The sequence below is a fragment of the Xanthobacter variabilis genome, from assembly GCF_043831965.2.
GTDB lineage: Bacteria > Pseudomonadota > Alphaproteobacteria > Rhizobiales > Xanthobacteraceae > Xanthobacter.
This window is the reverse complement of the sequence record NZ_CM195533.1, coordinates 2,694,179-2,708,938: the sequence shown is the minus strand read 5'-3', so window position 1 is coordinate 2,708,938 and position 14,760 is coordinate 2,694,179. Positions and strand designations below refer to the sequence as shown.

General features: G+C 68.5%; 12 protein-coding genes. 5 read left to right on the top strand and 7 right to left on the bottom strand.

What is annotated here, in order from left to right; all coding sequences use genetic code 11:
• Positions 1-29: 29 nt before the first annotated feature.
• The 5 genes from metG to V5F26_RS11625 form a co-directional block, all read right to left on the bottom strand.
• The gene (gene metG / locus V5F26_RS11645) at positions 30-1,589 is read right to left on the bottom strand and encodes a methionine--tRNA ligase (RefSeq protein WP_394945991.1); all 1,560 of its coding nucleotides are present in this window, start codon (positions 1,587-1,589) and stop codon (positions 30-32) included.
• A gap of 69 nt (positions 1,590-1,658) precedes the next feature.
• On the bottom strand, positions 1,659-2,693 hold the full coding sequence (locus V5F26_RS11640) for a DNA polymerase III subunit delta' (RefSeq protein ID WP_234049890.1): 1,035 nt from the start codon (positions 2,691-2,693) through the stop codon (positions 1,659-1,661).
• Positions 2,690-3,343, bottom strand: a complete 654-nt coding sequence (tmk, locus tag V5F26_RS11635; RefSeq protein ID WP_394945990.1) for a dTMP kinase — start codon at positions 3,341-3,343, stop codon at positions 2,690-2,692. The genes V5F26_RS11640 and tmk overlap by 4 nt, the downstream gene beginning before the upstream one ends.
• 70 nt (positions 3,344-3,413) lie before the next feature.
• Positions 3,414-4,619: a D-alanyl-D-alanine carboxypeptidase family protein gene (locus V5F26_RS11630; RefSeq protein ID WP_394945989.1), complete on the bottom strand. Its 1,206-nt coding sequence runs from the start codon at positions 4,617-4,619 to the stop codon at positions 3,414-3,416.
• Between the two features lie 597 nt (positions 4,620-5,216).
• On the bottom strand, positions 5,217-5,882 hold the full coding sequence (locus tag V5F26_RS11625) for a hypothetical protein (RefSeq protein WP_394945988.1): 666 nt from the start codon (positions 5,880-5,882) through the stop codon (positions 5,217-5,219).
• Positions 5,883-6,302: 420 nt separating this feature from the next.
• Here V5F26_RS11625 and V5F26_RS11620 point away from each other — a divergent pair, with 420 nt between their 5' ends.
• The 4 genes from V5F26_RS11620 (at position 6,303) to V5F26_RS11605 (ending at position 11,206) form a co-directional block, all read left to right on the top strand.
• Complete coding sequence (locus V5F26_RS11620; RefSeq protein ID WP_394945987.1) at positions 6,303-7,220, top strand: alpha/beta hydrolase; 918 nt, start codon at positions 6,303-6,305, stop codon at positions 7,218-7,220.
• A 200-nt stretch (positions 7,221-7,420) separates the two neighbouring features.
• The gene (locus tag V5F26_RS11615) at positions 7,421-8,977 is read left to right on the top strand and encodes an ATP-binding protein (protein ID WP_234049884.1); all 1,557 of its coding nucleotides are present in this window, start codon (positions 7,421-7,423) and stop codon (positions 8,975-8,977) included.
• Between the two features lie 175 nt (positions 8,978-9,152).
• The gene (dusA, locus tag V5F26_RS11610; protein WP_394945986.1) at positions 9,153-10,148 is read left to right on the top strand and encodes a tRNA dihydrouridine(20/20a) synthase DusA; all 996 of its coding nucleotides are present in this window, start codon (positions 9,153-9,155) and stop codon (positions 10,146-10,148) included.
• Positions 10,149-10,369: 221 nt separating this feature from the next.
• Complete coding sequence (locus V5F26_RS11605; protein WP_234049882.1) at positions 10,370-11,206, top strand: sulfite exporter TauE/SafE family protein; 837 nt, start codon at positions 10,370-10,372, stop codon at positions 11,204-11,206.
• A gap of 477 nt (positions 11,207-11,683) precedes the next feature.
• On the opposite strand, the gene V5F26_RS11600 is transcribed toward V5F26_RS11605, so the two are convergent.
• A complete protein-coding gene (locus V5F26_RS11600; RefSeq protein ID WP_394945985.1) occupies positions 11,684-12,463 on the bottom strand; it encodes an SDR family oxidoreductase in 780 nt (259 codons plus the stop codon).
• A gap of 267 nt (positions 12,464-12,730) precedes the next feature.
• Positions 12,731-13,378, bottom strand: a complete 648-nt coding sequence (locus tag V5F26_RS11595) for a hypothetical protein (protein ID WP_394945984.1) — start codon at positions 13,376-13,378, stop codon at positions 12,731-12,733.
• A 373-nt stretch (positions 13,379-13,751) separates the two neighbouring features.
• On the opposite strand from V5F26_RS11595, the gene V5F26_RS11590 reads away from it, so the two are divergent.
• The gene (locus V5F26_RS11590; protein WP_394945983.1) at positions 13,752-14,648 is read left to right on the top strand and encodes an ATP-binding protein; all 897 of its coding nucleotides are present in this window, start codon (positions 13,752-13,754) and stop codon (positions 14,646-14,648) included.
• Positions 14,649-14,760: the final 112 nt, after the last annotated feature.

Here is a 14,760-nt window from a genome sequence, read left to right as displayed (position 1 = left end):
GCCCGGAGCGCATCCGGGCGGCCCTGCTTTCAGTTCGCGGATGCCTCGGGCTCCACATAGCGGGGGAACACGCCCACCGGCGTCGGCAGCGTGCGCCCGGCGGGCAGGCGAGCCGCCGCCCCCAGCCGCTCGAAGCCGCGCTCATCCGCCGGCACCGCCACCAGGTCCAGCAGCTTGGCCGCGCTTTCCGGCATCACCGGCTGCACCAGGATGGCCACCTCGCGGATCACCTCAGCCGTCACCCACAGCACGGTGGCCATGCGGGCGGGATCGGTCTTGCGCAGCGCCCAGGGGGCCTGGGCCGCGAAGTAGCGGTTGGCCTCCGCCACCACCGCCCACACGGCATTGAGATAGTGGTGGATGGCCTGGGTGCCCATGGCTTCCCGCGCCTTTTCCAGAATGCCGTCGGCCTGGGCCAGGATCTCCTGATCCTCCGCCGAGAGCGGACCCGGCTCCGGCACCACGCCATCCAGATTCTTGGCGATCATGGACAAGGAGCGCTGGGCGAGATTGCCCAGGTCGTTAGCGAGATCCGCATTCATGCGCGCCACAATGGCCTCATGGCTATAGGAGCCGTCCTGGCCGAACGACACCTCGCGCAGGAAGAAGTAGCGGATCGCGTCCACGCCATAGGTGGCGGCGAGGTCGAACGGATCGACCACATTGCCCACCGACTTGGACATTTTCTCCCCGCGATTGAACAGGAAGCCGTGGCCGAACACGCGCTTGGGCGCCTCCAGCCCCGCCGACCACAGGAAGGCGGGCCAGTACACCGCATGGAAGCGGATGATGTCCTTGCCGATGACGTGCAGGTTCGCCGGCCAGAAGCGCTTGTAGAGCTCACTTTCCGTGTCCGGATAGCCGAGCGCGGTGATGTAGTTGGTCAGCGCGTCCACCCACACATACATGATGTGCTTGGGGTCGCCGGGCACGGGGATGCCCCAGTCGAAGGTGGTGCGGGAAATGGAGAGGTCCTGCAGCCCGCCGGACACGAAGCTCACCACCTCATTGCGGCGCGCCTCCGGCATGATGAAGCCCGGGTTTTCCGCATAATAGGCCAGCAACCGGTCCTGATAGGCGGAGAGGCGGAAGAAGTAGCTCTCCTCCTCCACCCATTCCACCGGCGTGCCCTGGGGGCCAAGGCGCACCCCATCGGGATTCAGCGCGGTCTCGCTCTCGGCGTAATAGGCCTCGTCGCGCACCGAATACCAGCCGGAATAGGTGGATTTATAGATGTCGCCATTGGCGGCCATCTTCTCCCAGATGGCCTGGCAGGATTTGTAGTGCCGCTCCTGGGTGGTGCGGATGAAGTCGTCGTTGGAAAGGCCGAAGGTCTCCACCATGGCCTTGAAGCGCTCCACATTGCGCTCAGCCAGCTCGCGCGGGGTGGTGCCGGCCTTCTGGGCGGTCTGGAGCATCTTGATGCCGTGCTCATCGGTGCCGGTGAGGAAGCGCACCTCGTGCCCGTCGAGCCGCATGAAGCGGGCGATGCAATCGGTGGCGATGGCCTCGTAGGCATGGCCCATGTGCGGCACGCCATTGGGATAGGCGATGGCGGTGGTGATGTAGAACGGCGGCTTCATCGACATGGGTAGCTCTTTGGCAGCACTTCGGAGAGCGCGAACGTTCGCCGGCCACCGCGCGGCCGGCGCACCAGTTTAGCGCACGGCTTCGGAGAGGTCGGCGAAGATGCGGAACACCAGCGCCTTGCGATCGAGATTGAAGACATCCGCCTCGACGGCGCTGCGACGCACCTTCTCCCACACCTCGCCCAGCCGGACAAGGCGAGGCGCCGGCTCGGCGCCGCTGGTGGCCCGCGCCGCGATGTAGTCGCTCACCGCCTCGGTGAACAAGGCCAGCCCGTCGCCCCGGTCCCCCTGCAAGCGGGCGCCGAGCGCATGCAGCTCCTCGGCCTTCGGCGCTGGCAACTGGTCAAGCGCGCGCAGGGTGGCGGCGCGAACCTCCATGCCCTCGCCCCGCGCCAGCACCACCGCCCGGCGCACGCTGCCCTGGCTCGCCTCCGCCGCCGAGGGCAAAAGGGCGGGATCCAGCTCCACCCCCTCGGTCCGCAGATGGTCGAGGGCCGCCAGCACCTCCTCGGTGGCGAGAGGGCGCAGCCGCACGAGGCGCGTGCGCGAGCGGATGGTGGGCAGCACCCGCCCGGGAGCATGGGAAATGAGCAGGAACAGGGCCCGCGGTGGCGGCTCCTCCAGCGTTTTCAGCAACGCGTTGGCGCCGAACGCGTTGAGCTCGTCCACCGCGTCCACGATGCAGACCCGCCAGCCGCCGCCGGCCGCTGTGGCACCGAAGAAGGAGCGCACCCGGCGCACCATTTCGGCCGGAATCACCGTGGGGATCTTCTCCTCTCCCGCCTCAGGCGCACGGCGCAGCACCAGAAGATCAGGATGGGTGAGAGAGGCCACCTGCCGGAACACCGGATGGTTCGAGGGCAGATCCAGCCCATGCGCGGAAGCCACGGCGCCGGGCCCCGCCAGCACCGCGCGGGCGAGCCGATAGGCAAGGGTCGCCTTGCCCACGCCTTCGGGGCCGCCCAGCAGCAAGGCATGGGGCAGGCGACCGGAACGCCAATCGGCGGCAAGGTCCGCCTCCAATGTGGCGTGGCCGAACAGGCGATCCTGGCTGCGCGGATGGGGGGTATCCGGCAACACGTCTCCCGCCAGCACCTCGCTCATCGCGCCGCCCTCGCGCGGGCCGCAAGGCGGCCATCCACCAGCGCGGCGATCTCGGCGGCCACCACCTCGGCCGAAGGTGTGGCATCCACCACCGCGCAGCGCTCCGGATCGGCCGCAGCCTGCGCCAGGAAGGCGTTCCGCACGGCGGTGTGGTAGGCAAGGCCTTCCTTCTCGAACCGGTCCGCCGCAGCGCCCTTGCCCCGCGCCGCCGCCCGCGCCAGCCCCACCTCGGGCGGCACGTCGAGCACGAGGGTGAGGTCCGGCCGCGCGCGCACGCACACCCGCTCAAGCCCCTGCAGCAGGTCCGCATCCACCTGGCCGACGACGCCCTGATAGACGCGGGTGGAATCCATGAAGCGATCGCACACCACGATGCGGCCGGCGGCCAAGGCCGGGGCGATGAGCGAATTCACATGATCCGCCCGCGCGGCGGCGAACAGCAGCGCTTCCACCTGCGGCCCCAACGGCTCGGCGGCGCCGGACAGCAGCACGTGGCGCACGGCTTCCGCGCCGGGGGAGCCGCCGGGCTCGCGGGTTTCCACCACATACCAGCCGCGCGCGCGCAGATGTTCCGCCAGAAGGTGCGCCTGGGTGGATTTGCCCGTGCCCTCGCCGCCTTCCAGGGTGATGAACCAGCCGCGCGCGCTCATCGGGCGAGGCGCGCCGGGCAATGGCAGGCGGACGATGCAGACATGACGGGAACCCTCGGGCTTTGGAGGGTCATTTATGCAGCTTTGCCAGCCCCTGCGCCACAAGGTCCCGCGCGGAATCCCCGAGGAAGGTCATGCCGCCGTCGAGGGCGCGCTCCCAAAGGCTGCCCACGGGCACGTCATCGGTGGTGAACAGCGGCACCTCCAGCACCTTGATGTCGCCGCGGGTCACCTCCATCTGGCCCACCGGGGTGCCCTTCGCCACCGGCGCCCGCAACGGGCCGAGATAGCTCACCCGCGCCGTGATCCGCTCGCCGCCCCGGCGCGAGGTGAGGACGCGCACCGGCCCCTTGGCCGTGAGCCCCACGGAACCGGTGGTTCCGCCGAACACCTGGGCGCGGCCCACCTCCGCGCCTTCCGCGAAGATCACGCGCTGATGGAAGGACTGGAAGCCCCAGTCCAGCAGCTTGCGGGCCTCGTCCAGCCGCTCCTTCTCCGATTTGGCGCCGAGCACCACCACCACCAGCCGCTGGCCGTTCTGCACCGCCGAGCCCAGCAGATGGTAGCCGCCCTCCTTCAGCCAGGCTTCCTGCAGCCCGTCGGCGCCAACGCCGGCATTGAGCAGGGTGTTGCGGTTGCGCTGCTTGATCTTGTTCCAGTCGATCCCAGGGAGCGCAAACAGCTTGTACTGCTCCGGAAACGTGCGGATGACGTATTGCGCGAGTGTCGCCATATCACGCGCGGTGGACAGCTGCGCGGGATCGTCAAAGCCGGTGGGGTTGCGAAACTCCGAATTGCTCATGCCGATCTGCTTGGCCGTGGCGTTCATGCGCATGGCGAACTCGCCCTCGGTTCCGGCGACGCCTTCGGCGAGAGCAATGGCGGCATCATTGCCCGAGACGACGATGGCGCCCTGCAGCAGGTCTTCCACCCGCACCGGCTTGTTCACCTCCGCGAACATGGCCGCCCCGTGGGAGGGGCCACCACCGCGCCGCCATGCATTGACGCTGACCATGAACGGCGTATCCGGCGTGATCTTGCCGGCCTTGATCTGGCCGAACACCACGGCGGCCGTCATCACCTTCACCAGGCTCGAGGGGGGCAGCTGACGGTCCGCATCCTTCTCGTAGAGGATGGTTCCGGTCTCGAAGTCCACCAGCATGGCCGCCGGCACATGGGCTTGAAAGGCGCTCTGGGCCGCCGCCGGACGCGGCGCCCCCACGCCGACAGTGCCGCCGATGATGAGCAGAATAACCAGAAGGATGCGTGCGCTCACGAGAGGAACCCGATTCCAATGCCGCCAGGGCGACGCCCACGCTTATTGTTCAGCACGCCGCCCAACTTCGCAAACAACATTCTGCCACGAGCCGCCCCGCGCCCCACCGTGATCCACGGCATGCGCAGGAAATACAGGCCGGCGACCGAGGGCGGAGGAATGCCAGCCAGCAAGCGGCAGGCCCCGCGCCCCACTGAGACCAGAAAAGGCGCAAGGGGCGGGACAGCGCGCACGGGAGCGCGAGCTCCTCCATGCCCTCCCAGCTGCAGGCAAGCAGCGACTCGGGCGCCATTGCTCCTTTTCCGCCAGCGCCCCGCAGCCTCCCATCACCACGCCCATTGCGACGCGCCACCTTGGCAGCCCAGCTGGCGATCCCCGGCCTGCCCAAGGCCGGCGCCCCCTTCGACGCAGCGCGCGAAAATGAAACGGGCGCCGGAGCAAAAGCTCCCGCGCCCGTTCAAAAACCCGAATACTGAAAATCGCTGCGATTTCACTCTCTGCGCAGGCCGAGGCGGCCGTTTTGCGATCGGCCTTCAGTTCGCGGAAGGAGGGGCCATCAGCACGCCACTCCCCGCAGCCGCGAAATGAGGAAGCACTCTATGCGCTAAGGGAGGACGTGCCCGCCGCCTTGGAGGCTTCCGCGAGCGGAGCGCCCGTGCCCCGGCGCTGAGTGCCGCGGGCATAATCCTCGGCCTCCTTGGTCCAGCGCTCGATGCGGCCAGAACCAACGCCCAGCGTGAACCGGCCCGTAGCCAAATCCACATCCCGAGGCGCATGTTCGCGGCCTTCACGGACCTGAGTGAGACCGAGCGAGGTCTGCTTGATCCGCACCTCGTCCAGCGACCGGCCGGCGGCAATGCCCTGCGCCCGGAACTGCTGATACTCCCGGTCACTCATCACGCGAATCTGAGAGACGTTGTCCACGCTCTCCGGATCCATCACGATCCAGACCGTGCCCCGCTGCGAAGCCACGACGCCATGAGCACGCTCTTCCACGCTCCGCAGATAGTCCTGGCAACGGGGGCTGTCATAGATGCGCTTCTGGCGCAGAACCCGGCGCCAATCCCGCAGGCCATGGACGCCGCTCGCGAGCTGGGTCGCCAGAACGCTCACAGGCAGCATATAGACAGCAAACTCACCCTGGAGGAGTGCCCACAACCCGGCAATGCCGAGCGCCCCTGCCGCCGCGAAGGAGAAATTGCGCCAGATGCCATCCAGAAAATGGCTGAAGGGGCCGAGTTCCTTCTTTTGGATCTCGTCCATCAGGTGCGCATACGGCAAAGCCCGACCCTGCATCACAGCCTCCCCGTCGCGCGAACATCCAAAGTTGAATGAATGTTGTAGGCGGTCGGCTTGCGATTGCAAGACCTTTGTGAGTGGCCGAACACCGCCAGATTGTCGAGGGGTTCCGGTAAGGCATTCCCGGTTATCGTATTTTTAACGTTAATCCGCCGCGCGTCCCGCCCCCCAAAAAGCGCCTCCCCTTAGGCCATCGCCGGCCGCCCGCCGCGCCTGCTGGCGCCTTTGCACCACGTGGGCCCCAAAAAGGTTCATGTCGGACCGATTCCGCCTTGGTGGCGGGGCAGCTCACAAAAGGCTTCACGCGATGCTCATTTTCCATGACGGCGAGAACGCCATAACCAGGAACCGCCGCTGAGCGACTGCAGCCGGAGACCTGAGTTGATGGATCGCCGCACCTTCCTGCTTATGGCCGGGGCCTGTGCGGCCACGCCGGCGCGCGCCCAAGCCGCCCTGCGGATCATCCCATTGTGGCCGGCCGCTGCCCCCGGCGCAGGCGGGCCAGCAGGGCCGCCGCGCACCAGCGCCCGCGGCGCGCTCAGCAACATAGCGATGCCGTTCCTTGAGATTCACACTCCCGCGCGGCCCGGTGGCGCCTGCGTTCTGATCGCGGCCGGCGGGGGGTACCGGCAGATCCAGATGGAGAAGGAAGCACGGCCCGCTGCGCGCTGGCTGGCCGCGCGCGGAATCACCGCATTCATTCTCGTCTATCGCCTGCCCGGCGAGGGCTGGGAGAACGGCCCCCTCGCCCCGCTCCAGGATGCCCAGCGCGCTCTGCGCCTCGTGCGCCAGCAGGCGGTGCGACGCGGTCGCGATGCCAGGCGCATCGGCGTGCTCGGCTTCTCCGCCGGCGGCCACCTGATGGGCCTTGCCGCCACCCGCTCCGCCCTGCGTACCTATCAGCCGGTCGACGACGCGGACGCCTTGCCGGCGCGTCCCGAGGCGGCGGCGCTGGTCTATCCCGTCATCACCCTGGAGCCACCTTACGACCACACCTCCACCCGCCGGATGCTGATCGGCGACCACCCCTCCGCCGCGCAGAGTGCCGAATGGTCGGTCGACCCCCATGTGGGGGCCCATTGCCCTCCGGTTTTCCTGGTGCAGGCGCGCGATGATCGCATATCCAAACCGCAGAACAGCCTCATCATGGCTGAGGCCGGCCAGCGCGCGGGCGTGCCGGTGGAACTGCACGAGCCAACCACCGGCGGCCACGGCTTCGGCATGGGGCGGCCCGGCAGCGGCAGCGCCGAATGGCCCAGATGGTATGAGGGCTGGCTGCGCGCCCAGGACCTTCTGGCCTGAGGCGGAGGCATGGCGGCACGCGCGCGGCTTGTGGACAGAATTCTCCCGTGCCGCCCGCAGGCAAGGCGCCATCAGGCGCGCCGCGCCGGGCCGCGCTGGGCGCGGGTCTCCAGGCACCGCAGCGCGGTTGAACTCGCGGCGCGAATTGATATGAGTGACCGCATGATCTCCCGCCCCATCACCCGAGGCTGGGCGCCGCGATGACGACGCCCACGAAGGTGTCCATCGACCTCGGCACCCGCTCCGGCGGGGGCACGGCCGTTCTGGACCTTGAGGAACTTCTCGCCACCCGCCTGCTGGTGCAGGGCAATTCCGGGTCCGGCAAATCGCACCTGCTGCGCCGGCTGCTGGAGCAGAGCGCCCCCTGGGTGCAGCAGGCGGTGATCGATCCGGAAGGCGACTTCGTCACCCTGGCGGAACGCTTCGGCCATGTGGTGGTGGACGCCCAGCGCGGCGAGGGTGACCTGCAGCGCATCGCCGCCCGCGTGCGCCAGCACCGGGTTTCCGTGGTGCTCAATCTCGAAGGGCTCGACAGCGAGCAGCAGATGCGGGCAGCCGCCGCCTTCCTGGGCGGGCTGTTCGATGCCGATCGTGACATGTGGTATCCAGTCCTCGTGGTGGTGGACGAGGCGCAGCTGTTCGCGCCCACCGCCGCTGGCGAGGTTTCGGATGAGGCGCGCAAGGTCTCCCTGGGCGCGATGACCAACCTCATGTGCCGCGGCCGCAAGCGCGGCCTGGCCGGTGTCATCGCCACCCAGCGCCTTGCCAAGCTGGCAAAGAACGTGGCGGCGGAAGCCTCCAACTTCCTCATGGGCCGCACCTTCCTCGATATCGACATGGCCCGCGCCGCCGACCTGCTGGGCATGGAGCGGCGGCAGGCGGAGATGTTCCGCGATCTGGAGAGCGGCAATTTTGTCGCCCTCGGACCGGCCCTGGCGCGCCGGCCACTGCCCGTGCGCATCGGCGCGGTGGAAACCCAGGCCCGCTCCACCAGCCCCAAGCTGCTGCCTTTGCCGGAGCCCGCCGCCGCCGAAGACGCGCACGATCTGATCTTCACCCCCGGCGCCGATGAGGCCCGCCGGCCGCTGGTGCCGCGCCGGCCGCCGGCCATCGCGCCCACGGCCGATGTGCTTGCGCAGCTCGCGCGCAGCGTGCCCTCATCTCCGCCGCCGGTGGCCGAGCCCCCGCCGGGGCTACCCGCCGCGCTGACGCCGGAGCAGCGGCAAGCCGCCATCGACGCCGCCTTGCGCGAGATTTTGACCGAGAGCGACGCCGGCTTCCGCTCCATCGCCGTGCTCTACCAGGATTTCCAGGTGCGCTGCCGCATCCGCCGGGTGGGAGGCGAGGCGCTCAGCCTTTCCAGCTTCCGGCGCCGCCTTGCGGTGGCCCATGCGGGGATCGACCTGGCCGAGGCGGAGGCGGAGGATTCGCCCTGGGCCGAGGTGCTGGCCATGGCCGCCGCACTGCCGGAGGACATGCAGGGCGTGTTCCTCTCCCTGGCCCGCGCCGCGTTCGACCGACGGCCCTGCCCTTCCGACGCCGACGTGGCCCGCGCCTATGGCAGCCGCTCACCCGGCCGCGCCCGCCGCCTGCTCGCTTATATGGAAGAGCATCAGGTGATCGTGTGCCGGCAGGACAGCCGCGGCCGCCGCATCGTGGCCATACCGGGCCTCGCGTGGGAGACAGAGCCGGGCGACCCCAACGCCGCCACCAGCGCCGCCGCGCCCGCCCCTGCGGAGGAAACACCGGTCGAGTGAGCGGCGCTTGAGCCGGCGCCGCTCCCCTATGCTAAGGTGCGGGCGAAGATGGACACGTTACCGGCGGGGTGAACCGCGCCTCGCGCCCCTCATTGGGGAAACGAGGGCAGCGCCCCAATGGCTCAGGCTCACGGGTGGCCCCAGCGGGCCGGACCTGGAGCGGAGAATTCGAGTTTTGCCCTTAAACCCCAATAGCCTACGCTTCTCCGTCGCCCCCATGCTCGATTGGACGGACCGGCATTGTCGCGCCTTTCACCGCACCTTTTCGCGGCATGCGCGGCTTTATACGGAGATGGTGACGGCGCCGGCCATCATCCATGGCGACCGCAACCGGCTGCTGGGCTTCAATGCTCCGGAACACCCGGTGGCGGTGCAACTGGGCGGCAGCGATCCCATCCAGCTGGCGGAGGCCGCCCGCATCTGCGCCGATTTCGGCTATGACGAGATCAATCTCAATGTGGGCTGCCCGTCCGATCGGGTGCAGGGCGGCAATTTCGGTGCCTGCCTGATGCGCGAGCCACAGCTGGTGGCCGATTGCGTCGCCAGCATGAAGGCCGCCACAGCCCTTCCCGTCACCGTCAAATGCCGCATCGGCGTGGACGACCAGGACCCCGAGGAGGCCCTCGACCGGCTTGCCGATGCGGTGGTGAGCGCCGGCACCGATGCGCTCATCGTCCATGCCCGCAAGGCGTGGCTGAAGGGCCTTTCCCCCCGCGAGAACAGAGACATCCCGCCGCTGGACTATGATCGCGTGCGCCGCCTCAAGCAGCGGATGCCCCATGTGACCATCGCGCTCAACGGGGGCATACCGAACATCGATGCGGGGATCGAGGCCACCACCGGCCTCGACGGGATGATGCTCGGCCGCGCCGCCTATCACGAGCCCGAGTTGCTGCATCAGGTGGACCCCCGACTTTACGGCACGCCCGCGCCCATGCCCGACACCTATGCGGCGCTGAACGCCTTCGAGCCTTATGTGGCCGCGCACCTGGAAGCCGGCGGGCGGCTGTCGGACATCACCCGCCACATGCTCGGCCTGTTCGGCGGCAAGCGCGGCTCCCGCCTCTTCCGCCGCCATCTTGCCACCGAATCCGTCAAGCCCGGCGCGGGGCTCCAGGTGCTGCGGGACGCCATCGACCACGTGCGCCGCCGTGACCTCGCGGCGGCCTGAGCTGAGGCGCGGCCGCTGGACAAGACGCGCGAACCGGCGCACATGAGCCGCGCGTCCACCTGACGGCACCATGCTCCCTCCTCGTCCTTCCAAGGCGGTGCGGAAGGGCGGGTCCGGCCGGCCGCGACGCTCTTCCCCACCGGTCATCGCGCCGGGCGTGGAGCGGGCCCCCGTCACTGACCGCGCCCCCATTCCGCCCGAACCCCTTGAGGAGGCTTCCCGTGCTGTCGTCCGTTTCCTGGGGCGAGCTCGCCACCCTCAGCGTGGCCCTGCTCGCCGGCGGCGTGCTCACCGGCATCATTGCGGGGCTGTTCGGCGTGGGCGGTGGCGGCGTCATGGTGCCGGTGCTTTATGAGGTGTTCCGTGTCATCGGCGTGGAAGACAGCATCCGCATGCAGCTTTGCGTGGGGACATCCCTCGCCATCATCATTCCCACTGCCATCACCTCCTATCGCGCCCACCAGAAGAAGGGCGGCGTGCTGCCCGGCGTGGTGAAACGCTGGCGACTGCCCGCCATCGCCGGGATTCTCGCCGGAAGCGCGATCGCCGCCTGGGTTCCGGGCTGGGTGCTGCAGGCGGTGTTCGTGCTGGTGGTGGGCGCGCTCGCCATAAAAAGCCTGATCGGCCGCAACGACATCCGTCTGGCGGACCAGTTGCCCGCCTCTGGCGTCATGTCGGCCTATGGCTTCGGAATCGGCCTGGCCTCCTCGCTGGTGGGCATTTCTGGCGGCGGCATCGCCACGAATATCCTTCTGCTTTATGGCGTTCCGATCCACGCGGCGGTCGGCACCTCCGCCGGCATTGGCATCTTCATTCCCCTGCCGGGCGTGATCGGTTACGCCGTGGCCGGCTGGCCGCACCTCTCCCAGCTGCCGCCGCTGTCGCTAGGTTATGTCTCGCTGCTGGGCTTCGTGCTCATGGCGCCGCTGGCGGCCGTGTTCGCGCCGGTGGGGGCGCGGCTGGCGCACCGGCTCAGCCGACGCCAGCTGGAAATCGGCTTTGGCGCGTTCCTGCTGCTGGTGGCCACCCGGTTCCTTGTGGCCATCTTCTGGGGCTGAGAGGCGGCGATATCGGCCGGCGGCGGCAGGCACTGGAAATGCCGGTCTTCGCCACGGCGGGCATTCACTCCTGCCGCCGTCCCCTCCCATTGCGGCGGACAAGGGGTCGCCTCCGGATCGCTGGGAGTCCTGAGCAGAATGGCGCCGGCGACGATCAGGACGGCGCCTGCCGATGCCCGCCGGGACGGTCTCCCACGGTGGCGCAACCGCCCCGAAGATCTCACCCGCCGACGGGCGTTTGCGCCGCACCCGTAACGGTTCGCGCGTGGCACGGCACCGTTCTTTCGGCTCCTCCCTCCGGACGAGCGGAACATTCCGTTCATCGGAACGCGCCGCACTGCATCGTCGAAGATGGCGACAGCAGCAGACCGGTTTGCGCGACATGCCCAGCCTCGGACAGGCCGAGCTGGCGGCGGCGCGCCCGGCCTACGAGAGGGCACGAACAGCGTCGCGCAGGCCCCACCTGGTGGTGTCCCCTCAGCCCGGGGAGGCGGCGGAGCCGGCCAGCAGGCCACCGTCGATGTTGATTTCCGTGCCGGTGACGTAAGTTGCCTCATCCGAGGCGAGTGTCACCGCGACCGCCGCCACTTCATCGGGCATCCCGAACCGCTTCAAGGGCGTGTCCGCCACGAGAGCTTGCATCCTGGCCTCCCGATCGGGGCCTGTCCCCAGCATGGGGTCCCAAATCGGGGTAAGGATGGCAGCGGGATGGATGGAATTGCACCGGATCTTCCAACCCTGCTGCGCGCAATAGAGCGCGACCGTCTTGCTGTGATTGCGGATCGCCGCCTTCGATGACGCATATGCGGCTGCCCCGGGAATGCCGACCAGCCCCGAGCGCGAGGATATGTTGATGATCGAGCCTGTGCCCGCGCCCTTCATCGCCCGGATCGCATAGCGGCAGCCGAGGAAGGTCCCGTCGAGATTGACCCGGTGAACCGCGCGCCAGTCCGCAAGGCTGGCATGCTCCGGGTCGTGCGGCACAGGCCCGTCCTCGAAACCCGTTACGCCTGCATTGTTGACCACAACGTCAGCGCGCGGGACGAGGCGCGCCAACCGATCCCAATCGGCTTCCTCGCGCACGTCGAGCCGTTCGAAGCGGCACCCGATCGCGATGGCCGTTGCCGGCCCCAAAGTCTCGTCAATGTCGGTGGCAATGACGATCGCGCCTTCGTCATGGAAGCGCGCCGCGATTGCGCGGCCGATTCCGCGCGCCGCGCCAGTAATGACGCACGTCTTATTCTGCAGCCTGTGCATGATGCTCTCGGAACAGAGTCCAGTCGGCGGATTTCTCCGCGGGCGATTGCCGTGCCGCTTCAGCGGTGACGCTGGATCATTTCGAAAACTCCCGAGAACAGCACGGTGCTACGCCAACGCGCGAACGCGCGCAATTCGCCAATGCCGTTCCCATCGGGGCAATGGCGCCGAGTGACGGACAACCAAGGGATTGCCGTCACCCTGCAGACTTTCGCGGCTGTCTCATCCGCATTGGCCGAGGCCCCCGGAGGGCCGCTGCCGGCGCCCTCACCAGCGGTGGGAAAAACCGGCGGTGATGCTCTTGTTGATGTCGGAACCGGTGTCGGCGACCGTGGTGGTCACCTGGATCCCGCCCAGCACCTTCTGCTGTGCGCTGACGCTGGGTAGCAGGCGCGAAGCCTCATCCGTAAGCCGGGCGCCGACCGAGAAGGTGGTGTCCGTCGCGACGCTGGTCATGCTCAGCGACTTGTTCATCTGCCAGCCATTCGTCGAGCCCGAGCGGTCCAGCTGGTAGGTATCGGCCAGCTCCGCCTTGAGGCCGTCATTGACGGTCCAGGTGCGCGACAATGTGGTGCCCAGGCGGCTCTCCTCGTCGGTAGGGCTCACGGCGACGTTCACCGCCCCCTTCTGCCACATCAGCCAATCGGGCAGCGCCGACAGCGTGACCTTGGCATAGGCGGTGCCACTCACCGTGTCATTGCCCGCCTGCGCGACGGGCGCGACCGAGGTCTTGTCGGCGGACATATCCAGGCCGAACAGCGTGCCGTAGTCAGACACCTCACCCGAATAGGTCATGGTGGTGGTGCCGTCGGCATTCAGGGTGCGCTTGGCGGTCACCGATTGCGCATGGGCACCGGTCGCCAGCAGAACGGCGGAAGTCAGGACAGCGGCGGGCGCATGTCGTATGGGTCGCATCGGCCTCTCCGGCATAGTGCTGTCAGAAAGGGCGCCGCCGGCGGCCAGGCCGTGGCGGCATCCCTTTGCGATTCAAACCTTCCCCACCTCGCGGCACGCCTCGCCGGCCGATGGCCGACGCACCGCATGGGTCTGGTTCGCCCCGATCACCCCAGTGCTCTCAGCCTGATGCGGAAAAGTTAAGGCAGCCTTTCCGCATTGCACATTCCGGCTCCGCCGTGATGCAACATGGCCACACCTGCGGCAGCCCCCTCCCTGGCACCATGGGAAAGGCACGACATGCGCGGGGGGCATGGCTCGCGCGGAGGTTCCGACCAGCTTGCGCCTTGCCGCTCCGCGGGCGGCGCCCTATGCGGACCATGGGGAGGACAACATGCCGGAACATCTGGATTCGACCACCATCACCGCCACAGTGACCCTGCTGGAACGCATCGCCGCCGCCCTCGACCGGCTGGCGCCCGCCCGGATGCCTGCTCCGGACTTCGATGCCGCCGACGCCTTCGTCTGGCAGACCGAGCCGCCACGCTTCGAGCCCGTGCCCCGGGTAAACCGGGTGGAGATGGATCTGCTTCAGGGCATCGACCGCGTGCGCGACCAGCTTGTGGACAACACCCGCCGCTTCGCCTCCGGCCTGCCCGCCAACAACGCCTTGCTCTGGGGCGCGCGGGGCATGGGCAAGAGCTCGCTGGTGAAGGCCGCCCACGCCACCATCAATGGGGGCCTCGCGCCCGACAGCGCCAGCCGCCTGAAGCTGGTCGAGATCCACCGTGAGGACATCGAAACGCTGCCCACCCTGATGGGCGCCGTGCGCGGCTCCACCCACCGCTTCATCATCTTCTGCGACGACCTGTCGTTCGATGCCGACGACACGTCCTACAAATCGCTGAAGGCCGTGCTTGAAGGCGGCATCGAGGGGCGGCCGGAAAATGTGATCTTCTACGCCACGTCCAACCGGCGCCACCTGCTGCCGCGCGACATGATGGAGAACGAGCGCTCCACCGCCATCAACCCCGGCGAGGCGGTGGAAGAGAAGATCTCGCTCTCCGACCGCTTCGGCCTCTGGCTGGGCTTCCACAAATGCAGCCAGGAGGAATATCTGGCCATGGTGGCGTCCTACGTGGCGCATCATGGCCTGCCCGTGGCGGAGGCCCAATGGCGGCCGGAGGCGCTTGAGTGGGCGACCACGCGCGGCGCCCGCTCAGGCCGCACGGCGTACCAGTATATTCAGGATCTGGCCGGCCGGCTGGGTGCGCCGCTGAAGCCGGCCTGATCCCGCTAAAAATGAAACCGCCCCGGTCGCGCAGGCGGCCGGGGCGGTTCTTTGTCAGGATCAGCTCCTCGCCACCTCAAGCGAGGGGCGCCACCGGCGGCGGGCGCCGATG